At 68.1% G+C, this 20,344-nt stretch carries 21 protein-coding genes; 12 read left to right on the forward strand and 9 right to left on the reverse strand.

Translation table 11 applies throughout. The features are described 5' to 3' along the window. Positions 1-28 precede the first annotated feature (28 nt). On the reverse strand, positions 29-1,315 hold the full coding sequence (locus tag NGM06_RS06920; RefSeq protein WP_254269570.1) for a TIGR00341 family protein: 1,287 nt from the start codon (positions 1,313-1,315) through the stop codon (positions 29-31). Between the two features lie 139 nt (positions 1,316-1,454). On the opposite strand from NGM06_RS06920, the gene engB reads away from it, so the two are divergent. Then, entirely contained in the window at positions 1,455-2,075 is a 621-nt protein-coding gene (gene engB / locus NGM06_RS06925) for a GTP-binding protein EngB (protein WP_254269571.1), read from the forward strand. A 142-nt stretch (positions 2,076-2,217) separates the two neighbouring features. Beyond that, entirely contained in the window at positions 2,218-3,321 is a 1,104-nt protein-coding gene (locus NGM06_RS06930; protein ID WP_254269572.1) for an NAD(P)/FAD-dependent oxidoreductase, read from the forward strand. Positions 3,322-3,399: 78 nt separating this feature from the next. On the opposite strand, the gene ddh is transcribed toward NGM06_RS06930, so the two are convergent. From ddh to NGM06_RS06950, 4 genes are all read right to left on the reverse strand, one after another. After that, the gene (ddh, locus tag NGM06_RS06935; protein WP_254269573.1) at positions 3,400-4,380 is read right to left on the reverse strand and encodes a D-2-hydroxyacid dehydrogenase; all 981 of its coding nucleotides are present in this window, start codon (positions 4,378-4,380) and stop codon (positions 3,400-3,402) included. Between the two features lie 290 nt (positions 4,381-4,670). Beyond that, entirely contained in the window at positions 4,671-5,279 is a 609-nt protein-coding gene (locus NGM06_RS06940) for a class I SAM-dependent DNA methyltransferase (protein ID WP_254269574.1), read from the reverse strand. Positions 5,280-5,338: 59 nt separating this feature from the next. Beyond that, positions 5,339-6,676 carry an eIF2B alpha/beta/delta subunit family protein gene (locus NGM06_RS06945; RefSeq protein WP_254269575.1) on the reverse strand — a complete coding sequence of 446 codons (1,338 nt, stop codon included), beginning with the start codon at positions 6,674-6,676 and terminating at the stop codon, positions 5,339-5,341. Between the two features lie 68 nt (positions 6,677-6,744). Then, the gene (locus NGM06_RS06950) at positions 6,745-8,451 is read right to left on the reverse strand and encodes an Hvo_1808 family surface protein (protein WP_254269576.1); all 1,707 of its coding nucleotides are present in this window, start codon (positions 8,449-8,451) and stop codon (positions 6,745-6,747) included. 108 nt (positions 8,452-8,559) lie between these two features. Here NGM06_RS06950 and NGM06_RS06955 point away from each other — a divergent pair, with 108 nt between their 5' ends. From NGM06_RS06955 to NGM06_RS06965, 3 genes are all read left to right on the forward strand, one after another. Beyond that, positions 8,560-9,099: a metallophosphoesterase family protein gene (locus NGM06_RS06955; protein ID WP_254269577.1), complete on the forward strand. Its 540-nt coding sequence runs from the start codon at positions 8,560-8,562 to the stop codon at positions 9,097-9,099. Between the two features lie 63 nt (positions 9,100-9,162). Continuing rightward, on the forward strand, positions 9,163-9,930 hold the full coding sequence (locus NGM06_RS06960) for a coenzyme F420-0:L-glutamate ligase (RefSeq protein WP_254269578.1): 768 nt from the start codon (positions 9,163-9,165) through the stop codon (positions 9,928-9,930). Beyond that, on the forward strand, positions 9,917-10,921 hold the full coding sequence (locus NGM06_RS06965) for a 5,10-methylenetetrahydromethanopterin reductase (protein WP_254269579.1): 1,005 nt from the start codon (positions 9,917-9,919) through the stop codon (positions 10,919-10,921). The genes NGM06_RS06960 and NGM06_RS06965 overlap by 14 nt, the downstream gene beginning before the upstream one ends. On the opposite strand, the gene NGM06_RS06970 is transcribed toward NGM06_RS06965, so the two are convergent. Next, the gene (locus NGM06_RS06970) at positions 10,878-11,084 is read right to left on the reverse strand and encodes a DUF8024 family protein (RefSeq protein ID WP_254269580.1); all 207 of its coding nucleotides are present in this window, start codon (positions 11,082-11,084) and stop codon (positions 10,878-10,880) included. The two genes, NGM06_RS06965 and NGM06_RS06970, sit on opposite strands and share 44 nt — an antisense overlap. Before the next feature lie 90 nt (positions 11,085-11,174). Between NGM06_RS06970 and NGM06_RS06975 the strand changes: the two genes are divergently transcribed. Then, the gene (locus NGM06_RS06975) at positions 11,175-11,435 is read left to right on the forward strand and encodes a DUF7573 domain-containing protein (RefSeq protein WP_254269581.1); all 261 of its coding nucleotides are present in this window, start codon (positions 11,175-11,177) and stop codon (positions 11,433-11,435) included. A 63-nt stretch (positions 11,436-11,498) separates the two neighbouring features. Here NGM06_RS06975 and NGM06_RS06980 read toward each other — a convergent pair whose 3' ends face one another. Next, positions 11,499-12,122 carry a TetR/AcrR family transcriptional regulator gene (locus NGM06_RS06980; RefSeq protein ID WP_254269582.1) on the reverse strand — a complete coding sequence of 208 codons (624 nt, stop codon included), beginning with the start codon at positions 12,120-12,122 and terminating at the stop codon, positions 11,499-11,501. Between the two features lie 247 nt (positions 12,123-12,369). Here NGM06_RS06980 and NGM06_RS06985 point away from each other — a divergent pair, with 247 nt between their 5' ends. The 4 genes from NGM06_RS06985 (at position 12,370) to yciH (ending at position 17,147) form a co-directional block, all read left to right on the forward strand. Beyond that, on the forward strand, positions 12,370-13,347 hold the full coding sequence (locus NGM06_RS06985) for an AAA family ATPase (RefSeq protein WP_254269583.1): 978 nt from the start codon (positions 12,370-12,372) through the stop codon (positions 13,345-13,347). A 1-nt stretch (position 13,348) separates the two neighbouring features. Beyond that, complete coding sequence (locus tag NGM06_RS06990) at positions 13,349-14,392, forward strand: DUF58 domain-containing protein (RefSeq protein ID WP_254269584.1); 1,044 nt, start codon at positions 13,349-13,351, stop codon at positions 14,390-14,392. After that, complete coding sequence (locus tag NGM06_RS06995; RefSeq protein ID WP_254269585.1) at positions 14,389-16,716, forward strand: transglutaminase TgpA family protein; 2,328 nt, start codon at positions 14,389-14,391, stop codon at positions 16,714-16,716. Before NGM06_RS06990 ends, NGM06_RS06995 begins: the two co-directional genes overlap by 4 nt. A 137-nt stretch (positions 16,717-16,853) precedes the next feature. Further along, positions 16,854-17,147, forward strand: a complete 294-nt coding sequence (gene yciH / locus NGM06_RS07000; RefSeq protein WP_128477306.1) for a stress response translation initiation inhibitor YciH — start codon at positions 16,854-16,856, stop codon at positions 17,145-17,147. Between the two features lie 177 nt (positions 17,148-17,324). Here the strand turns inward: yciH and NGM06_RS07005 are convergent, their stop codons facing one another. Next, positions 17,325-17,708 carry a rhodanese-like domain-containing protein gene (locus NGM06_RS07005; RefSeq protein ID WP_254269586.1) on the reverse strand — a complete coding sequence of 128 codons (384 nt, stop codon included), beginning with the start codon at positions 17,706-17,708 and terminating at the stop codon, positions 17,325-17,327. A 287-nt stretch (positions 17,709-17,995) separates the two neighbouring features. Here NGM06_RS07005 and NGM06_RS07010 point away from each other — a divergent pair, with 287 nt between their 5' ends. Next, complete coding sequence (locus tag NGM06_RS07010) at positions 17,996-18,295, forward strand: DUF7562 family protein (protein WP_163523839.1); 300 nt, start codon at positions 17,996-17,998, stop codon at positions 18,293-18,295. Positions 18,296-18,459: 164 nt separating this feature from the next. Further along, on the forward strand, positions 18,460-19,737 hold the full coding sequence (locus NGM06_RS07015; RefSeq protein ID WP_254269587.1) for an RNB domain-containing ribonuclease: 1,278 nt from the start codon (positions 18,460-18,462) through the stop codon (positions 19,735-19,737). Here NGM06_RS07015 and NGM06_RS07020 read toward each other — a convergent pair whose 3' ends face one another. Beyond that, positions 19,738-20,271 carry a GNAT family N-acetyltransferase gene (locus NGM06_RS07020; RefSeq protein WP_254269588.1) on the reverse strand — a complete coding sequence of 178 codons (534 nt, stop codon included), beginning with the start codon at positions 20,269-20,271 and terminating at the stop codon, positions 19,738-19,740. Between the last annotated feature and the right edge of the window lie 73 nt (positions 20,272-20,344).

Raw genomic sequence — 20,344 nt, forward strand, 5'->3', positions numbered from 1 at the left:
GTCCGCTTGAGTGAAACCGCGGTTTGACCTACGCGGCGTCTATCTCGACGAACCGGACCTGTACGCTCACGGTCCGGCCGGTACTGCGCCGGATGCGCTGTTTCAGTCGCTCGGCCAATCGGGGGTACTCTTCGCCGGGCGCTCGGCCGACCGTGACTATCACCTGTTTCGATTGCCCGAACGGCGGTGCTCTGTTCCCCTCGAAATCGACGTTGAGTAGCTTCGGTGTCCCCTCCTGTGAGAGGGCGGTGTCGATCTCGTTCTGGGCCTCGTTCTGGAACGTCGCGTTCTCGATGGTGGCGTAGGTGACGCCGCCGAGGAACACCGAGAGGAGGGCGATGGCGACCACGAGGACGCCGATGCGCTTGAACAGCGTCGTTCGGGTCTCGCTGAGTTCGAACCAGCTCCGGGGCTGGTAGCCGAGATACCAGAGCACGAGCAGTCCGGAGAGGTTGATGGAGAGGAGGTTGACGAGGACCAGCACGAGCGAACTGACCGCGGCCATCGGTTGGCCCCACGCGATGGCGACGCCGACCGCGGCGGCGGGCGGCACGAGCGCCGCGGCTATCATGACGCCCACGAGCGCCACGGAGACCCCGGAGGCGAGACTCAGCACGCCCGCCGCGCCAGCGCCGAGCGCGACCACCAGCGAGAGGAAGTCGGGGGTGAGTCGCCCGCTCACCTGCGAGATGGCGAAGATGTTCGTCCCCGGCGGGACGAGGAAGCCGTATCGCACGCCGAACGCGAACAGCGTCGAACTCGCGATGGCGGCGAACCCGCCGATGAACTGGAACTTCACGCCCTCGCGGAACAGTTCGCGGTCGCGGAGGACGGTGCCGACGCTCGTGCCCATCGCCGGACCGATGAGCGGGGCGATGACCATCGACCCGACGACGACCGCCGCCGAGTCCAGCAGTAGCCCCGCGGTGGCGACGACCGCACTGATTATGGTCATCGCCAGATAGGTCTGTAACTCCGGCACCATCTCGCGGGCCTTGGTCGTTATCTCCTCGCGAGCGATGTGTTCGGACGCGTCGCTGTCATCGGTGTACCGCTTCTCCAGTTCCTCGAACCGACGGGAGGTGTCGGTCTCCGCGTCGATGATGACCGCGTGGGGGTCGTCGCCGAGTCCGGCGTCCTCCAACTTGTCCAGAATCGGCTGGACGGCGTTCGTCGGCAGCGGGAAGTAAGCGATGGCGGTGTACTCCCGGCCGCTGGTCTCGTCGGTCAACATGTAATCGATCCCCTCGGAGTCGAGCACGTCGGAGACTAACTCCCGCTTGCCCGCCGGAATCGAAACCTGCACGAGCCGCATATGTTCGGAGATGGCACGGAAGGTGTAAATAAGTCGCGCCAACAGAACTGTTGCAGTCCGTCGAGAGCACCGACTGCCCCGACGGACGCCGATTCGGTGGAACCGCGCCCGTTAAACATCGTCACGCCCAAGCAGGGGTATGTTCGAGAGTCGCCCGGGCCGCGACGCGGAAGTCGTCTTCGTCGGCCGGTCGAACGTGGGGAAGTCCACGCTGATGCGCGAGCTGACGGGCCACACCTTCGACACGGGGAGCAAACCCGGCGTCACGCGGTCGCCCAACCACTACGACTGGGCCAGCGACGACTTCGTGCTGACCGACCTGCCGGGGTTCGGCTTCATGTCCGGCGTGCCCGAGGAGCAACGCGAGCAGATAAAGACCGACATCGTGCGCTACGTCGAGGACAACGCCGACAAGATACTCGTGGGCGTCCTCGTCGTGGACGGCAAGAGCGCGGTGGACATCATCGACCGCCACTCGGGCGAGGACGAGGTGCCCTACGACGTGGAGATGTTCTACTTCCTCCGTGACGTGGACATCCCGGTCGTCGTCGCGGTCAACAAGATGGACAAGGTAGACGACGAGGACGAGCGCCTGAACGAACTCTGCGACCGCCTCGGTCTGCATCCGCCGTGGAAGCAGTGGCAGGACACGATCGCGCCCATCAGCGCCAAACGGGGCAACATCGACGCGCTGAACGAGGCCGTGAAGGACCACCTCCACGAGCAGAAGCGCGACGACCTGCTGAAGTTCTTCTCGTAGTCGGTCGCTTCCGTTTCGGGCAGTTCGCTGGCAGTCACGCCTACCACGCTCGCCATCGACTCGCCTACTCACGCCAGAACGGACCGTCCCACCGGACCGCCCGGCCCCAAAGTCAAACTACGTCACGACGCAATCGCACCCAATGGCTCAGACCCCGGCCTACGAGGTCGTCGTCGTCGTCGGCGGCCCCGCGGGCCTCACGACCGCGCTCTACGCGACCCGCCTCGGCCACCGGACCGCGCTGGTCAACCGCGAGGGCGGCCGGTACGAGTCGATCTCGTTCGTCCACAACCTCGTCGGCGTCTCCGAGGAGACCTCCGGACGCGACGTGACCGAACTCGCCATCGACCAACTCGAAGAGTACGGCGCTGACTACTACTGTGACGACGTGCGCGCGGTTGAGGAGGTCGAACGCGACCGGGCCGCCGCGACCGAGTTCGAGAACGAGAGCGACGACACCCAGTTCCGGGTGAACGCCGAGAACGTCGCACTCCGGGCCGACCGCGTGGTCCTCGCCACCGGGTTCACCGACGTGCCCCCGCGGGTCCGTGACCTCCGCCGGTTCACCGGCCGGGGTCTCCACTACTGCGTCCACTGCGACGCCTACACCCTCGGCGACGAACCCGTGTTCGTCCTCGGTCACGACGACCACGCGGCCGAGGTGGCGATGCTCCTGCTCAACTTCACCGACGAGGTGGACCTCCTGCTGAACGACGAGGACCCCGCATGGAGCGACGACGTGGCCGCGCAGGTCGAGGCCCATCCGGTCGCGGTGGTCGAGGACCGCGTGGACCACGCCTTCGCCGCAGAGGACTCTGACCACAGCACCGGCGACGACGCCCCGTGGCTCGGCGGTCTGGAGTTCGCCGACGGCCACACACGCGAGTACGGCGGCGGGTTCGCCGTCTACGGCAGGGAGTACAACAACGACCTCGCCGCGGAACTCGGGTGCGACCTCCGCGACGACGGTGCCGTGGCGGTGGACGAGGACCGCGAGACCAGCGTCCCGGGCGTCTACGCCGTCGGCGACCTGACCCACGGCGAGAACCAGACGCCTATCGCCATCGGCGACGGCGCGTACGCCGGTATCGCGCTCCACAAGGACCTCCGGCAGTTCCCGGTCGCGCCCGACGAACTCGACCGGGTCCCCGACCTCAGGGTGCCCGCGATGCCCGACGACCTCCGCGCGCGGCTGTGGCGCGTGCGGGCGGCCGACGAACACGCGGGGATGACGCCGAGAGAATAACTCTTCTCGCGAGGGACGACGCCGCGAGAGTGACTCCGTTCGAGGGGACGCCGCCGGACCGCGGGGAACAGAACTGCCTCAGACGACCCTGTTCGTCATCTCGTCGCCAGACTCCACGCGCTCGACGTTCTGGCGGACCAATCCCGCGATGTGTCGGAAGTAGTCTCGCTCGGCCGCGGCGCGGTGGGGCGTCACGAGGACCTCCTCGAAGTCCCAGAGCGGCGAGTCCTCCGGCAGCGGTTCCTCCTCGAACACGTCCAGTCCCGCGCCCGCGATGTCGTCGTCACGGAGCGCCGCCACGAGTTCCTCCTGCACGACCACCGGCCCGCGGGCGACGTTGACGAGGTAGGCGTCGTCGTTCATCGCCGCGAACTCCTCGGCTCCGACCATCCCGGTGGTCTCGTCGGTCAGCGGGACCGCCAGCGCGACGAACTTCGCGCCCGCGATGGCTTCGTGGAGGTCGTCGGGCGTGTAGACCGCTTCGGTGTGGGGCGTGGGTTCGCCCGAGCGCCGGACGCCGACCACGTCCATCCCGAGGGCGTCGGCGCGCTCGGCGATTCCCCGTCCGAGGGTGCCGAGTCCGACGACGCAGAGGCGCTCGCCGTCGAGCGTGAACGGTTCGTCCCACGCGGGGTGGTGCCACTCGCGGTCCGTCTGCGCGCGGACGTAGGTGTGGAGGCGGCGCGCGAACGACAGCATCAGGCCGACCGCGAACTCGCCGACGCTGGTGTCGTGGATGCCGGTGCTGTTGGTCAGGGTGACGCCCCGCTCTTCGAGGGCGTCCAGCGGGAAGCGGTCGTACCCGGCCTGAATCGAGTGAATCCAGTCGAGGTCCGCGTCGAGGAAGGCGTCGCTGTACCCGAACGTCACGACCGCGTCGCAGTCGCCGAGTTCGTCGTCGCCGACGACCGGGACCGCGACTCGCGGGTCGCTCTGCTCCCCGCTCGTGTCCGAGGCGCGACGCGCCTCGCTACCGAGGTCCGACAGCGCGTCGCGGAGTCGTTCCGGTGGGAAGACGGCGCTCACGGAGTCGTGGATGCCGAGACGGCGTACCTGCATGGCTGGGTGTCCGGAGTCTCGGCGGTTGAATCTTCGGGTCGGGGAACTATCGTCCGTCTCGCGAGACGACCTAACTTGGTTTCCCGGACTCATCACTACCTGTCAGGCGTATCGAGACCTAGTTCTACTCGTAGAAACCCCGCTGTACCGCGAATTATCGGACGGTGGCTCGGTGGAAGTTCCTCGTCACAAGGGGCTCGGAGGGGGTAACTTTCTTCATCGCCACCGAGTAGTGCTACCGCCCGGAGCGTGATGAATCCATCCTTGTCGGACGCGGGGGCGAGAGCGTTCTACGACTGGCCCGCCTCGCGACAGCGGAAGTTCGCGAACGTCCGTTCCGGTGAGACCGCGTCCACCGAAACCGACTCCGCGCGGAACCCGGCCGCTTCGAGCAACCCCCGCGCCTCGTTCTCGGAGACGTGATACTCTACCGTCGTCGCGTCCCACTTCTCGACTTCGACCCGCCCGTCGCCGAGTTTGAACCCGAGTCGCGCGACCCCGTCGGGCCGAAGCACGCGCGCGAACTCGCTCAGCGCCGTCGCCATCTCCTCGGGCGGGAGGAAGAACAGCGACGCGGGACACCAGAGTCCGTCGAATCGGTCGCTCTCGAACCCGAGTCGGCGGATGTCCATCTGGAGGTATCGGCCGGGACGGTTCTCGCGGGCGTACTCGACCATGCCGCGTGCGCGGTCGATGCCGACCGGGTCGAGGCCGCGGGTCAGGAAGTACTCGACGTCGCGGCCGGGTCCGCACCCCGCGTCGAGGACGGTCGGACCGCCGAGCGAATCGACGAACGAGTCGAGGAGGTCGCGGAACGTCTCCGGCAACGCGTCGAGTCCGGTGTCAGCGTCGAAGTCGGCCGCGTACTGGTCGTAGAGGTCTGCGGGCGGTACCGGCATCGGTACGACTTCGAGGCGCGCCGAGTTGAGTGTTCGGCCGGAGTCGTTCCGGGCCGCCGTCACTCGCCGTCGCGCCACGCCGAGAGCGCGCGGAGTTCGTCGGCGACCGCCGAGACTCCGCTCTCGTCCAACACGCCCCGCTCGGTAATCACGCCCGAAAACAGGTCCGCGGGCGTCACGTCGAACGTCGGGTTCAGCGCCTCGACTTCGGCGTCGCCGTCGTACACCGCTCCGGCGTCGCCCTCCTCTAGATGCACTGCGTCGTCGGTCCGGACCTTGTCGGTGGCCGCGACGGCGTACGCCGGAACGCCCTCCCGCTCTGCGGCCAGCGCGGCCCCGCGCGTCCCGGTCTTGTTCACCACCCGCCCGTCCGGCAGGACGGCGTCGGCACCGACGAGTAGCGCGTCCACGTCCTCGGTCGCCAGCACGTGTGCCACGGCGGCGTCGGTGTGGAGCGTCACGTCAGGACCGTCCGGGTCCGCGGCCAGTCGCTCGGCGACGCCGACGCCTTCCCGGGCCGGGCGCGACTCGGCGACGAACGCGCGGTCGGCGGCGAGGAGCGCGTCGCGGACGGTCCCCGAGCGAGAGAGCGTCAGCACGGCGTCGCTCCGAATCTCCGCCGCGGCGTTCGCGGCGGCCCGCTCGTCCACCCGGTAGGCGCGCTCGATGCCCTCGCGGGCGGCGCGTTCGACGGCCCCCGCGGTGGGGCGGTCGCTCGCCTCGTCGTCGGCCGCGTCGCTCGCCGCCGCCATCGCGCGATTCACGCGGTTGCCGACCGCGGCCATGCTCGGCCGGGCGTCGAGGAGTCGCTCGGCGAGGGCGGCGAGTTGGGACCACCTGCCGTTCTCCCGCGCGGCGAAGGACCCCGCCCGGTCGCGCAGCACTTCGAGCGCCCGGACCGAGAGAGAGGCCGACCCGCGGTCCTCGTCCTCGGCGACCTGCTGGACGGTCGGCGCGACCCGCGAGTAGGCGGTCCAGAGGTTCGGTACGGCGTCGCGCCGGAGGATTTCGGTCGGGTGAACCCACTCGAATTCGTCGGTCTCCCAGTCGGTCTCGGCGTCCCGGCGCTCGCAGTCGAACAGGTAGGGGTGGACGACCCACTTCGTGTCGAGGTCCTCGTCGGTAAACTCGAAGGTGACGCCTTCTCGGGCCAGCGTGCAGGCGTCGAGTAGACCGGTCTCCTCCTCGATTTCCTCGCGGGCCGCGGCGTCCTCGCGAGCGTCGGCGGACGAGGGTTCGGAGGACGCGGTCCGTCCTCCGGCGTCGGGGTGGCCTTCGGCGTGCCCCGCGACGCCGCCCCACTTACCGGGGTAGGAGCCGACCGCCTCGGAGCGCCGCAGCAACAGCACCTCACCGCGATTCCTGAGGAAACAGGTGACGACGTGGGTTCCCTCCATACGGGACGCGTCGGCCCGGAGCGGCTTGAACGTCGGGTCGAAGAAGCGGCAGAGTCGCGGCCGCCGACCTACGCCTCGGTCGTCGTCTCGTTCGTCGCGGTTCCGTTCGTCGCAGTCTCGTTCGTCTCGGTCTCTACTGTCGCGGTCGCCTCGGCGTCGTCGGTCGGTTGGTCGCCCGCGAGCGGTCCGACGCTCGACCGGACCTCGTTCAACTGGCTGACCGTCGGCGCGTTCACGATGGTGACTGTCGTCTCGTTGACGTCCACGTAGAAGGCATCGGCGAAGCCTCCGCGGTCGATGCGCCACACGTTCGGGGCGACTTCCTCGCCGCCCCAGTACCGGAGAACCTCACTGTAGCCTTCGACGAACTGCGTGGCGTCCTGCGGGGAGTCCCACGCGAGTCGCCAGACGTACGCCCCCGCGCCGGACTCGTTCCGGTAGACGTGGAGGCGGTCGCCGTCCCACCCGGTGGAGAACTGGGACTCGTAGTTTAGCGGGTCGAAGTCGCTGACGTTCCCGGTCTCGTTCCGGTTGAACCACTGGGCGGGCGGGACCACGTTCGACTGGCCCTGACTGTGGTAGTACGGGTAGATGAACATCGCCATCAGCGCGGCCTCGCCGAGTTGGCCGTAGCCCGGTCGGTCCGGCGGTCTGACGCGACTCCACGACTCGTCGGCCTCGTCGCTCAGCGAGACGTTCGTCGGTTCGTCGATGTTGTACTTCTGCGGGTGGATGATCTGCTCCGTCGAGGCGGGCAGGTCCGCGTAGAGCGCGTTCACCGCGTCCCAGCCGCCGACCTCGAAGACCATCCGGACGAACGCCGGACCGTCGCTGTACGGTTGGTACTTCAGCAGGTAGACGCCGATGTTGGCCAGTGGCCCGGCGCTCCTGCGCGAGGGCGGTTCGAGGCAGTTCCACGCCTCCCCGCACAGTTCGGCGTAGAGTTGCTCCGTGTATCTCGCGTCGCCCTCGACGATACCGTTCCGGGCGTTCACTTGGTCGCGGAACTTCGCGGCGAACGGCTCGCCCGAGAGGTTGTACTGCTGGTCCTGCCACGCGTGCATCAACTCGTGAGCGAGCGTCAACTCGTCCATCCGGAGCGTCTCGGCGTTCTCGGCGATGACCACGATTCTATCGCGCCGCGGACTGTAGAAGCCGAGGACGCCGGAGCCTCGGTTCCGGTTCTGAACCGCGATGGAGTCGGCCGACTCGTTGACGAGGAACAGCGCCTCGAACTTCCCGTTGTCGAACGCTCGAAGCCCGTCCGAGACGTTCCGGCCCGCCTGCTGCTGGCGGTACTCCTCGCGACTCAGTAGTTCGACCGGCACGGACTGGTTAAACTCGATACACCGAACCGCCTCGACGCGCGCCATCGTCCGCGAGACGATGGTCTCGCGCTCCCCGCGCTGGACTCCGTCGTCCTGTCTCACGTCGATGGACTCGTCGTACCAGTAGCCGTTCTCCCACCCCTTCACGTCCGACGCGGGGTCCGAGCCGTTTTCGGGCGGCGTCGCCGCACACGACGCCACCGTCGCGTTCTGCGTTCCGCCGTCGTCCTGCGCGCTCGTCGCTCCGCCCTCTGTCGCCCGGTTCACCGTCGCCGCGTTCGCTGTCGCCGCAGTTGCCGTCGCACTGTTCGCTGTCGGTGCGTTCGCCGTCGCGGCGTTCGAAGTCTTCTTCGCCGTACTGGAACCCACCGTCGCTCCGGCGACACCCGACGCGAGGAGCAACAGTACCAGTAGCGTCGCTGTCGTTCCGTTACCGTGTGTTAGCATTCCCCTCGTCTCCCCCACCATCGACAGTGACCACCGCGGTCGGCAAAAGACCACCGCCTAACACGACAGGCCTGCACGTTTATCCCGACCGACGCCGAACCCACGGCCATGGTCGAAATCGCCATCGTCAGCGACACGCACGTCCCGTCCCGCGCGGAACGAATCCCCGACTGGGTCGCCGAGCGCGTCCGCGAGGCCGATTACACCATCCACGCTGGCGACTTCGACAGTCCGGAGGCCTACGAGACTGTCGCGGACCTCGCCGGTGAGAACTTAACCGCCGTCGCCGGGAACATGGACCCGGACTCGCTCGACCTGCCGGAGGTGGCCACGGTCGATGTCGGCGACACCACGTTCGTCGTGACCCACGGCACCGCCGCCACGGCGGAGGAGTACGAGGAGACCGTCGCCGCGGCCGTCAGCGAGGAACTGACCGGGCCGGGCATCGCGGTGGCGGGCCACACCCACGCGGTAGTGGACGACGACATCGAGGGCATCCGGTTCCTGAACCCGGGGAGTGCGACCGGCGCGGACCCCGCGAACGTCGCGACGATGATGACCGTCGAGATTCTCGAAGGCGAAGTGAACACGAAGATGTACGTCGAGGACGTGCAGGTCGAGAACCCGGAGAAGTACCCCGAGGCGTAGGTCCACCGTCGTCACTTGCCCGTTTCGGGCGGGTTTTTATCTCCGACGCGCGAATCTCCGGGTATGGACGTGTTCGCGGTGCCGGGACTGCCAGAGGTCCGGCCGGGCGACGACCTCGCGGCCCTCGTCGAGTCGCGGGCCGACCTCCGGGACGACGACGTACTGCTGGTCGCAAGCACCGTCGTCTCGAAGGCCGAGGACCGGCGCGCCGACCTCGACGACTTCCCGGCGGGACCCCGAGCGAAGGAGATAGCCGAGCGACTCGAAGCCGTCTCCGGCGAGGAGAAGGACCCCCGATTCGCACAGGCCGTCTTGGAGGAGAGTACCGAGATAATCATGGACGCGCCGTTCCTGCTCACGGCGACGAGATTCGGCCACGTCGGCGTCAACGCGGGCATCGACCGCTCGAACGTCGGCGACGAGGGCCACGACCTCCTGCTGTTGCCCGAGCGCCCGAGCGAGAGCGCCGACCGGATTCGGCGCAACCTCTCGGCCGACCCGGCCGTCATCGTGACCGACACCTCGGGACGACCCTTCCGGCACGGCCAGCGCGGGGTCGCCATCGGGTGGTCCGGCATCCCGGCGTCGCGCGACTGGCGGGGCGAGACCGACCGCGACGGCCACGAACTCGAAGTCACGGTCGAGGCGGTCGTGGACGAACTCGCGGCCGCGGCGAACCTCGTGACCGGCGAGGGCGACGACGGTCTCCCGGTGGCGGTCGTGCGCGACTGGGAGTTCGGCAACCACGAGGGGAGCGACAACCTCTACCGCGACGTGGACGGCGACTTCGTGCGGCAGGCGCTCAGGGGGTGGGAGTTTGCGCGGAATTGAACTCACGCCCGAACACCCCGTCTCCGACCTCGTGGACATCGGCCGGGCGGCCGAACGCGAGGGGTTCGACGCGCTGTTCGCCAGTTGCCACTACAACAACCGCGACCCCTTCGTCGTCCTCGACAGGGTCGCCGCAGCGACCGACGACCTGCTGGTCGGGCCGGGCGTCGCCAACCCCTACGAGAGCCACCCGGTCTCGCTGGCCTCGCGCGTGGCGACGCTCGACGAGACCAGCGACGGCAGGGCGGTCTGCGGTCTCGGCGCGGGCGACCGCTCGACGCTCCGCAATCTGGGCTTCGAGCGCGACAAACCGCTCCGGCGCGTGCTGGAGACGATGAAGGTCTCTCAGAAGCTCTGGGCGGGCGAGCGCGTGGACCACGACGGCACCTTCCGAGCGACCGACGCCGGTCTCAACTACGAAGTCGGGTCGGCCCGCGAGGACGACATCCCCGTCTACGTCGGCGCGCAGGGACCCCACATGATTCGGATGTCCGCGAAGCACGCCGACGGCGTGCTGGTAAACGCCTCGCACCCCGACGACTTCGCGTGGGCCGACGAGCAGGTCGAGAAGGGACTCGCCGAGCGATCCGCCTCCCGGGGCGGCCGCGACGACTTCGACTTCGCGGCCTACGCCAGCGTCAGCGTGGCCGAGGACGCCGAGGCCGCCCGCGAGGCCGCGAGACCGCCGGTCGCGTTCATCGCCGCCGGAGCGGCCCCGCCGGTCCTCGACAGACACGACGTGGACCGCGACCGCGCGGCCGAAATCGGCGAGGCCATCGAATCCGGCGACTTCGAGACGGCGTTCGAGGCGGTCACGCCGAAGATGATAGACGCGTTCTGCATCGCCGGAACGCCGGAGGCCGCCGCGGAGAAGATTTCGGGAGTGCTGGAGTACGCCGATAGCTTCGTCGCCGGGTCGCCGCTCGGTCCCGACCCGGAGGACGCGGTCAGCCTCGTTGCTGGGGCGGTCGACCGAGCGACTCGGGAATGAGCAGATCGACGACCGCGCCAGCGGTGAGGTAGCCGAACACCGCCACGGAGAACAGTATCAGCAGCGACCCCACTGCAACGAGCAGTATCGAAGTCGGGAACGAGAACGCGGCCTCGCCGATGTAGCCGATCAGGTCCAAGACGTTCTGGATGATGTTCACCATGCGTAGTCGTGTGTAACGAGGGTACTTGTTTGCTCCGTATGCGGGCGATACTCCGGCACGCTTACGACGGGTGGCTCCCTACTCCGGGCCGTGAGTGACGACGCATCGCTCGACCGGTTCGACTCGACCGACACCGGGAGCGACGAGACCGAGAGTGTCGCGCCGGACGACGCCGAGTCACCGGCGGAATCCGCGGCAACCGTCGCGGACGCCGACCCCGCAGTCTCGACGTACGAGTGGTCGCCCGCGGGCGGCGAGTGCGCCGACTGCGGCGCGTCGGTCGAACGGCGGTGGCGCGCGGACGGCGAACGGGACGGCGGTCTCGTCTGCGCCGACTGCAAGGAGTGGTAGGTCAGACGTCCGTTCTCGCCGTCCCTCAATCTCTCTCCGGCTGTAAAAGGGCTGAGAGACCTCTCAGCGGTCCCGGCGTCGGTCGTTCGCGAACAGGCGCGTTTCGAGGTAGTCGTCTACCTCCGCTCGGACCGCCCGGAGCGCGTCGGGGTCGTCGGTCGTGGTGCGCTCGGTCAGCGCGGCGTTGACCAGCGAGACGAGGAACGCCGCGGACTGCTCGGCGTCCACCTCGCGGAAGGTCCCCTCCTCGATGCCGTCCTCGATGATGCCCGCGACGTGCTGGCGGAAGTAGCGGTCGCTCTGGGTGAAGTGACACTCGTAGGCGTCGTCCTGCACCGCCTGCGCCCGGAGTTGGACGAAGACGCCGACGAACTCGTCGTCCGTGGTCGGGTCGGGCGGGAAGACGCTGTCGAGGAACGCCGTGAGGCGTCTCGGCGCGGGTTCGTCGCCGCTCCTCGGGACGTTGCTCTCGGCGTAGTCGAGGACGAACTCGAGGAAATCGACCAGCAGGTCGTCCTTCCCGTCGTAGTGGTGGTAGAGTAGCGACTTGCTCTTCTCGAACTTGTCCGCGATTCGCTGGATAGTGAGACCGGCGTAGCCGTACTCGGTCAGCGCCCGGTACGTCGCTTCCATGATGGCTGTCCGAGTGTCGTCGGCCGACTCCTCGAAGAGATTCTCCGGCGGCATGTAGTCGATAACTACGTAGTATGTGTGGGTGTATCAAACCTCGGACTCCTCCGAGATTCGACGTGTCTTAATCCTGCTAGAACGTCGGGTCCGAGCCGAACGTCTCACACCGCGGAGGAAAACACGTTCGTGCTGGGACAAAAGTTTCAAAGCTGGACACGAAAGGTAACACGATAACTGCACGCTTCGGCGGCCAACGCGACAGGTCGTCGGCTTTCTCGCCCTCCGCGTGCTGACGGAGCCACTCATGACGGAAGCTAACTCCCCTCAACGTCGAACCGACGCGTCACCGACCGCTTTGCCGGTAGACGAGGCCGCCGACGTGGCCGAGCGAATCGTCGAGAACGTCGAGCGCGTCATCGTGGGCCATCACGACGTCACCGAACACATCGTGACCGCCATCCTCTCGCGGGGTCACCTCCTGCTGGACGACGTGCCCGGCGTCGGCAAGACCATGCTCGCGCGGTCGCTGGCCCGGTCCATCGACTGCGAGTTCTCGCGAGTCCAGTTCACGCCCGACCTGATGCCGACCGACGTGACCGGCGTCAACGTCTTCGACGAGCGGACCCGCGAGTTCGAGTTCCGGCCCGGCCCGGTGTTCGGCAACGTGGTTCTCGCCGACGAGATAAACCGCGCGCCGCCCAAGACCCAGTCGGCACTGCTCGAAGCCATGGAGGAGGCGCAGGTCACGGTGGACGGCGAGACCTACGAACTCGACCAGCCGTTCACCGTCATCGCCACGCAGAACGACGTGGAGGCCGACCGGACCTACGAACTCCCCATCGCCGAGGTGGACCGGTTCGCCAAACGGCTCACGCTCGGCTACCCCTCCCCCGAGGACGAATCGGAGGTCCTCCGACGCGTCACGGGCCGCCACCCCATCGAGGAACTCGAATCCGTGGCGACCGCCGGGGACGTTCTGGCGGCCCGCGAGACGGTCGCTACCGTGACCGCCGAGGAACCGGTTCGGGCGTACGTGACTCGACTGGCGAACTACACTCGGGACCACGCCGACCTCGGGGTCAGTCCGCGCGGGTCCATCGCGCTCCTCCGGTCGGCGCAGGCCAGAGCAGTTCTCGACGGCCGCGACTACGTGGTTCCCGACGACGTGCAGGCCGAGGCCCAGAGCGTCCTCGCCCACCGAGTCCGGACCGCCGCGTCGTCGGGCGACGCGTCGGGCCGCGAACTGATAGCCGAGGCGCTGGAATCGGTTCCGGTGGAGTGAGATGTTCACGCGACGCGGATGGGCGCTCGCCGTCGTCGCGGTCGGCGCGTTCCTGATGGCCGCGCGCTTCGGCGCCCGCTCGTTGAACGCGGTGGTCGGCCCGACGCTGGTCGCGCTCGCGGCCGGGTGGTTTCAGGTCCGGCGCGCCGGACAGCCCGAGCTCCGGACCGAGACGCCCGAGTACGGGTTCGCGGGCGAGACCGCCACGGTGTCGCTCGACTTCGGTGCCTCCTCGCCGCTGGCTGCGACCGTCCGTCTCGACGTCGGCGACGGGGTGGACCTCGCGGACCCCGAGTTCGAGACCACCGTCGCCGACGGCACCGTCACCTTCGACGTGACGCTCCGAGACCGCGGATTCCAGTCGGTCGGCCCGGTCGAAGTCGTCGCGGAGGACGTGCTCGGCGTCTGGGAGCGGACCTACACCTACCCGGTCAACCGCGAAATCGTCGTGTTCCCCGAGATTCACCGGTTGAGCGACGCCAGCGACCTCGCGTCGCTCGACCGGCAGTTCGGTCTCGGCGGCCGCGACCGGTTCGACCAACTCAGAGCGTACGAGCGCGGGGACCCGCTCCGAGACGTTCACTGGAAGTCCAGCGCCAAGCGCCCGAACGAGGACCTCGTGGTGATGGAGTTCGAGGCCGACGAGGAGCGCCAGCAGGTCGAACTCCTCGCGGAGGCCGACGGCGGCCGGATGGACGACGTCGCGGAGGCCGCCGCCAGCATCCTGACGCACCTGCTCGACGCCGGACTCGCGGTCGGACTGACCGTCCCCGGCGGCCGGGTCGAACCCGACACGGGCGAGGACCACCGGACCGAACTGCTGACCCTGCTGGCCCGGACGTACCCCGGAACGGTGAGCGAGAACCGCCGTGAGGGAATCGACGTTCTCGTACGGGGCCGAACCGACGAGGACGAGGTCCGCGTCACCGTCGGCGAGCGGACCGTCACCTTCGGCCAGTTGTCGGGTACGGGCGCGGCGGAGTCCAGCGGTAGCCGGACCGCGCTCGCCGACGGCGGCCGACCCTCCGGAGGTGAGTCCCGATGAGCGCGGACGGTGCGAACTCGGACCGCGCGAGCGCGAACAGTGCGGTCGGCCGGGAACTCGACCTCGGCGAGGTGGCGGTGTCGTACCACTGGCTGGCGGTCGGGTCGCTGGCGGTCGTGATGGCCACCTACCTCGGCGTCCTCTACCACGTCACCGACATCGTGGGCGGGACGACGACCCTGCTCGCGCTCGTCGGGGCGACGCTGCTCGCCGGGGCGGCGGTCGCCCGTCGCCTCCGCCTCGCGCAGGCCAGCGCGCTCGCGGCGGGTCTGCTCGCGCTCGGCCTCGTCGGGTACTACGTGGCGGTGCCCAGCGCCTACCTCGTCGCGGCCTCGGTCGGGAAAATCGTGGCCGACAACGTGGCGCTGCTCACCGGCCTGTCGGTCCTCCGGATGACCGAAGTCGGGGCGTGGGCGCTCGGCGTCGCCCCGGCGATGGTGTTCGCGCCGTGGTATCTCGTCCTGCGGCGGCGCTACGCGCTGGCGGTCGGGGCGGCCGGGACCGCGATGGGATTCTTCGTCCTGACGGGCGACCTCGGCAACTTCGCCACGCTGGTCGGGACGCTCGCGGCCGCCGCGACGCTCGGGTTCGGGACGCTCGCGCGCCGCGGCGGCACGTCCGCGCAGGTGGACACCTTGGCGGTCGTGCTCGTGGTGATGGTGGTCCTCGCCTCGACGGCCACCGTCGTGCCGGGCGGCGGCGCGAGTCCCATCATCCCCGGCGGCGGCGCGAGTCCGCCGACCGTCGAGGAGGCGTTCGTCACCAGCGGCGACCGGGTGTCCATCGTCGGGTCGATTCGGCTCTCGCCGAAGGTCAGGTTCACGGTCGAATCGAGCGACGCCGACTACTGGCGGGTCGCGGCCTACGACCGTTACGACGGTAACGGCTGGATTCGGACCGGCGAGGGCAGGGCGTATCGGGCCCAACCCGCCCCGCCCGGCCGGTCGAAGACCGTGACCCAGACCGTCACCGTGGAAGTCGAGCGGATGGGTGCGATGCCCGCGGCGTGGAAACCGACGCGGTTGCAGTCGGGCGACCGCGACAACACTCGCGTCACTTCGCTCGGGGCCTTCGAACCAGTTGGCGCGCTCCGGCAGGGCGAGAGCTACACGGTCGTCAGTCGAGTTCCGAACCCCACGACGCGCCAGCTCCGGGCCGCCGGGACCGACTACCCCGACCGCGTCGAGCGTCGGTACCTCCAACTGCCGGGGAGTTCGGCCGACCGTATCCGACAGCGGACGGACAAAATCGTCAGCGAGGCGGGCGCGGAGACGCCCTACGGCACGGCGAAGGCCGTCGAGAACTGGCTCGAATCGAACAAGCGCTACTCGCTCGACGTCTCACGGCCGGACGGGAACATCGCCGAGAGCTTTATCTTCGAGATGGAGTCGGGCTACTGCACCTACTTCGCCACCTCGATGGTCACCATGCTCCGGTCGCAGGGGATTCCGGCGCGGTTCGCGGTCGGCTACACCCCCGGCCAGCGAGTCGCCAGCGACGAGTGGGTCGTCCGCGGTCTCGACTCCCACGCGTGGGTCGAGGTCTACTTCCCGGAGGTCGGGTGGGTGAAGTTCGACCCCACGCCGTCCGCCCCGCGCCAGCAGATCGAAGGCTCGCAGGTCCAACAGGCCCGCCAGAGTAATATCTCGGACGTGGACACCGAGGAGAGCGAGGAGGGGACGTGGACGCCGACGACCACCGCGACGACGACCGAATCCGGCGAGGGCGCGACGACGGGTCCCACCGAGAACGGGACGACCGGCCCGACCACGTCCGCGCCCGGACTCGGCGACCGCCGACCCGTCAACCCCGGCGGGGATGCGCTCAACGGGACGCTCGGCAGGTTCACTACCACCGCAGACGGCGCGGGCGGTGGGGCCTCCGGCGACGAGGGCGGCGGTCTCCCGATAGGCCCGCCGTCGCGCGAGCAGGCGGTGCTGGGCGCGCTCGTGGTCGTCGGCCTGCTCGCGGCCGCGCGACGGACCGGTCTCCTCGACCGACTCCGGCGCGCGGTCTGGCTCAGGTGGCAACCCCGTCGCGACCCCGAGACCGACGTGACGCGGGCGTTCGACCGCCTCGAACGCTTGCTCGCCGAGGAGTACCGCGAGCGCCGCCCCGGAGAGTCCCGACGCGAGTATCTCGCGGCGCTGGCCGCGAACGCCGACGTGGACGACCGGGCCGAGCGCGTGGGGGCCATCTACGAGCGCGTCCGGTACGCCGGGGACGCCGAGGAGCGACTGGCCGAGGAGGCGGTCTCGCTGGTGGACGAGTTGGTCAGCGAGCGCCGGGGCCTCCTCGATGTCGGTGAGGGCGGCGGTCGGTGAGAGGGGGGCACGGTTTCCGGCCTCGATACGGCGCCTTCCGGGCCGAACGCGACCGCTCGCATCCGGTTTCTATCGCGGCCCAACTCGGGGAATTAGCGACACAGTTTTGTACCCCTACGACCAATTCCCGAACTGTAATGTCGGAAGTGTGCTCGACGTGCGGGCTGCCTCAAGAGCTTTGCGTCTGCGAGGACGTGGCCAAAGAGTCCCAGCAGATCAACATCCGCATCGACGAGCGACGCTACGGTAAGGAAGTAACGATTATCGAAGGATTCGACCCGAAGGACGTGGATCTCGACAGTCTGTCCTCAGACCTCAAGTCGAAGTTCGCCTGCGGTGGGACCGTCGAGGACGGCCAGATAGAGCTCCAGGGCAATCACACCGGGCGCGTCGAGGATTTCCTCCGTGACAAAGGGTTCAACGTAGCCTGATTTCACGTCGGTTTTGTGATGTCGAAGAGGGTCATCGAGTAACCACTACGTTCTGATTCTTCTTTCTGCAGACCGGCCCTACTGGTTCTGGGTCGTCACGGGGGTGGCTGAACCTCTCCGCGTGAAAATTCGCCTCGCAGACGCGTCTCGGTTCCGGCGTCGTTCGTCGGCCGCGGTTCAGAAGGGAGCGTCCGGTTCGTCGGTGCCGTCTGCGCCCTCGTCGCTCGCGTTCTCCTCGTCGTCGCTCCGCGTCAGTCCGTACTCCCACTTCGAGAGTCCGCCTTCCATGCTCTCGACGCGGGCGTCGTCGGACACGCCCTCGTAGGACGCGACGAGTCGCGCGGCCTGCACGCTGGCCTTGCCGTGCGGGCAGACGGTGACGATTCGGTCGGCCCCGTCGAACCGTTCGATTTCGTCGGCGAGCGCGTGGAACGGGACGTTCTCGCTACCGGGGATGTGTCCTCGGTCGAACTCTGCTTCCGGCCGGATGTCCACGACGCGGACGTCCTCGTCCGCGTCGAGGAGTTCGTCTACCTCCTCGGGGGAGATTTCGGCGTCCATCGACTCCACCTTGGCTTTCCGACCGAATAAGCCCCGCGGTACCTCGAACGTGCCGGACGCGAGTCCTGTCGGCGGCGCGGTCGGTCCGTCTCGGCGACTAGATGTTCGTCGCTTCCCGCGGGGGCGGTCGTGGGTACGGACCGGGATAGCCCGTCCATAACTCCGTGTCGCCTCGCTCCGACGCGAAACCACCGTGGTAAGCGCCCGTTACTTTCGCGAGGAATCCCGGCGAAGCTACCGGGGTGGTGACCAAAAACCGCAAGTAATCGCGGGGCGTGTATCCGAGTATGTGGGGTTCCCGGAGTAACCGGGGAAACGACTCGGTCGACTGCATCGCCTGCGGCGAGACCATCCGTCGTTCCGACGCGCGCGAGTACGACAAGGAAGGTGACCGCTGGGAACGCAAAGGCAAGACGTTCGAACACCTCTGCAAGGAGTGTCACACCGAACTGTGTCACCAACCGCGAGACGAACTCGAAGACCTGTTGGTAGACATCGACGCCGGGGGACTGACAGAGATCGAGTTCCTCTCCCGGTACTGTCAGGCCGTGGAGGACCGCTACGGTCCGCTCGACCACGAGCGATGAATCGGCAGTACTGCCGGGAACGGCGGGGATACGTCGCGACCGTCGACGACGAGGTAACGGGTTCGACGACGAGCGGTCGCGCCGGTGTCGCGTCGGCGGAGCGGACGCGGTGACGACACCGTCGCTCCGATACGCCTAACTATTCGACTCTGTTATCCTTCGGTATGACGAGCGACGCGCAGGCCGAGGCCGGAACCCCCGAGGGGCAAGGCCCGGTCGAGATATCTCCTGAATTGGCAGACCGACTCGAAGAGAAGCGCGAGGACCTCTTCGAGAAGTTCGAGATCCGCGACGAGTTCCCCCAGAAGGTGCTGACCGAGGCCGAGAAGCGCACCGAGGACATCCAGTCCGAGATTCGAGACGAGGTCGAGGAGCGCGAGGACCTCCGGGACAAGACGACGTGGACGACCGACCCCATCGACGCGCAGGACTTCGACGACGCCCTCTCCATCGAAGAGCGCGACGACGAGTACGTCCTCTGGGTCCACATCGCCGACGTGACCCACTACGTCAACCCCGAGACCAACATGTGGGAGGAGGCCGTCGAGCGCGCCAACACCGTCTATCTGCCCGACTACACGATACACATGCTCCCGCCGGTGCTCGCGGAGACGGTCTGCTCACTGGTGCCAAACGAGGACCGCCTCGCCCACACCGTCGAGATGCACCTCGACAAGGAGGACCTGGGCTACGAGAGCATCGACATCTACAAGTCGGTCATCAACAGCGACGAGCGACTCACCTACACGCAGGCCGAGGACCGCATCGAGGACGAGGACGCCGACCTCCACGAGGAGAACGAACTCGCGTTCGAGTTGGCCGACAAGATGCACCAACAGCGCAAGGAAGAGGGGAGCCTCGTTCTCAACCCCCGGCGGGACCGCGCTCACACCATCATCGAGGAGTGCATGCTGAAGGCCAACAAGGCCGTCACGCACACGCTCATGTGGGACCGCGGCGTCGAGGCGATGTACCGAGTCCACCCGCAACCGAGTCCCGACGAGTGGAGCGAGGCCCTGCAGGAGATTCAGGACTTAGACGGCGTCTCGATTCCGGGGTCGAAGTGGGACGACCCCCGACAGGCCGTCAACGCCACGCTCGAAGACGCGCCGGACCGCCAACTCGACAAGATTCAGTGGGCCGTGATGAAGGTGATGCCCCGGGCGCGGTACATGAACGACCCGTTCGGCGGCCACCACGCGCTCAACTTCGAGATTTACGGCCACTTCACCAGTCCCATCCGGCGACTCAGCGACCTCATCAACCACTGGATAGTGTACACCAACGACGTGCCCGAGGACCTCGTGGCGCTCTGCGACCGCGCCAGCGACAAGCAGGCCGACGCCGAGGCCTGCGAGCGCGAGTACAAGCAGTTCCTCGAAGAGGTCGGTCTCGACGCCGCGGCGGTCAACAACCGCGGCATCGAAGTCGTCGAGGAGTGACTACAACTCCTTCTCGCGGACGTAGTCGGTGACGGTCTCGCCCTCGAACTCGGACTCGCGCTCGCCGACCGCCCGGTACCCCCGACGCTCGTAGAAGGCGTTGCCGACCTCGTTGTCGGCCAGTACGAGGAGTCGGAGTCGCTCGGCCCCGCGGTCGGCCGCCCACGCCTCGACCCGGTCGAGCATCGCGGACCCGACGCCCTCGTCCCAGTGGTCGGGGTGGACGTAGATGCGCGGGAGTTGGGCCGCGGCGTCGTCCGCGCGCTCCTCGTCACCGAGGACACTCTGCGCGAATCCGATCAGTTCGGTTTCGGCGTCCCCGCCGTCTCCCTCGCGCTCCGCGACCAGAAACAGGCCGTCCTCGCGCTCGACCGACTGGCGCAGAGCGAAGAGGTCGTACCAGTCGTCAACGACCGACTCGACGGCCTCAGCGCCCAGAATGTCGTCGTAGGTCGCGTGCCACGACTCGCGGGCGACGCGGCGCACGTCGCCCACGTCGCCGGTCGTCGCCGGGCGAACGTCAGTGTCGTCCATGCGTCGTGCGTGTGCGACCGGCGACAAATAGGTTTCGCGAGCGAGGGGTTCAGTATCGCGGACCGCCAAGCCC

Source organism: Halorussus aquaticus (genome assembly GCF_024218795.1).
Classification (GTDB): domain Archaea; phylum Halobacteriota; class Halobacteria; order Halobacteriales; family Haladaptataceae; genus Halorussus; species Halorussus aquaticus.

What these genes read in the sequence shown, in the direction of transcription:
- NGM06_RS06945 (WP_254269575.1), bottom strand. Translation starts at nt 6,676, where the DNA reads ATGGAGGGAACCCACGTCGTCACCTGTTTCCTCAGGAATCGCGGTGAG.
- NGM06_RS07015 (WP_254269587.1), top strand. Translation starts at nt 18,460, where the DNA reads ATGACGAGCGACGCGCAGGCCGAGGCCGGAACCCCCGAGGGGCAAGGC.
- NGM06_RS06920 (WP_254269570.1), bottom strand. Translation starts at nt 1,315, where the DNA reads ATGCGGCTCGTGCAGGTTTCGATTCCGGCGGGCAAGCGGGAGTTAGTC.
- NGM06_RS06995 (WP_254269585.1), top strand. Translation starts at nt 14,389, where the DNA reads ATGAGCGCGGACGGTGCGAACTCGGACCGCGCGAGCGCGAACAGTGCG.
- NGM06_RS06950 (WP_254269576.1), bottom strand. Translation starts at nt 8,451, where the DNA reads ATGCTAACACACGGTAACGGAACGACAGCGACGCTACTGGTACTGTTG.
- NGM06_RS06940 (WP_254269574.1), bottom strand. Translation starts at nt 5,279, where the DNA reads ATGCCGGTACCGCCCGCAGACCTCTACGACCAGTACGCGGCCGACTTC.
- NGM06_RS06970 (WP_254269580.1), bottom strand. Translation starts at nt 11,084, where the DNA reads ATGGTGAACATCATCCAGAACGTCTTGGACCTGATCGGCTACATCGGC.
- NGM06_RS06960 (WP_254269578.1), top strand. Translation starts at nt 9,163, where the DNA reads ATGGACGTGTTCGCGGTGCCGGGACTGCCAGAGGTCCGGCCGGGCGAC.
- ddh (WP_254269573.1), bottom strand. Translation starts at nt 4,380, where the DNA reads ATGCAGGTACGCCGTCTCGGCATCCACGACTCCGTGAGCGCCGTCTTC.
- NGM06_RS06930 (WP_254269572.1), top strand. Translation starts at nt 2,218, where the DNA reads ATGGCTCAGACCCCGGCCTACGAGGTCGTCGTCGTCGTCGGCGGCCCC.
- NGM06_RS06980 (WP_254269582.1), bottom strand. Translation starts at nt 12,122, where the DNA reads ATGCCGCCGGAGAATCTCTTCGAGGAGTCGGCCGACGACACTCGGACA.
- NGM06_RS06990 (WP_254269584.1), top strand. Translation starts at nt 13,349, where the DNA reads ATGTTCACGCGACGCGGATGGGCGCTCGCCGTCGTCGCGGTCGGCGCG.
- yciH (WP_128477306.1), top strand. Translation starts at nt 16,854, where the DNA reads ATGTCGGAAGTGTGCTCGACGTGCGGGCTGCCTCAAGAGCTTTGCGTC.
- NGM06_RS07020 (WP_254269588.1), bottom strand. Translation starts at nt 20,271, where the DNA reads ATGGACGACACTGACGTTCGCCCGGCGACGACCGGCGACGTGGGCGAC.
- NGM06_RS07010 (WP_163523839.1), top strand. Translation starts at nt 17,996, where the DNA reads ATGTGGGGTTCCCGGAGTAACCGGGGAAACGACTCGGTCGACTGCATC.
- NGM06_RS07005 (WP_254269586.1), bottom strand. Translation starts at nt 17,708, where the DNA reads ATGGACGCCGAAATCTCCCCCGAGGAGGTAGACGAACTCCTCGACGCG.
- engB (WP_254269571.1), top strand. Translation starts at nt 1,455, where the DNA reads ATGTTCGAGAGTCGCCCGGGCCGCGACGCGGAAGTCGTCTTCGTCGGC.
- NGM06_RS06955 (WP_254269577.1), top strand. Translation starts at nt 8,560, where the DNA reads ATGGTCGAAATCGCCATCGTCAGCGACACGCACGTCCCGTCCCGCGCG.
- NGM06_RS06985 (WP_254269583.1), top strand. Translation starts at nt 12,370, where the DNA reads ATGACGGAAGCTAACTCCCCTCAACGTCGAACCGACGCGTCACCGACC.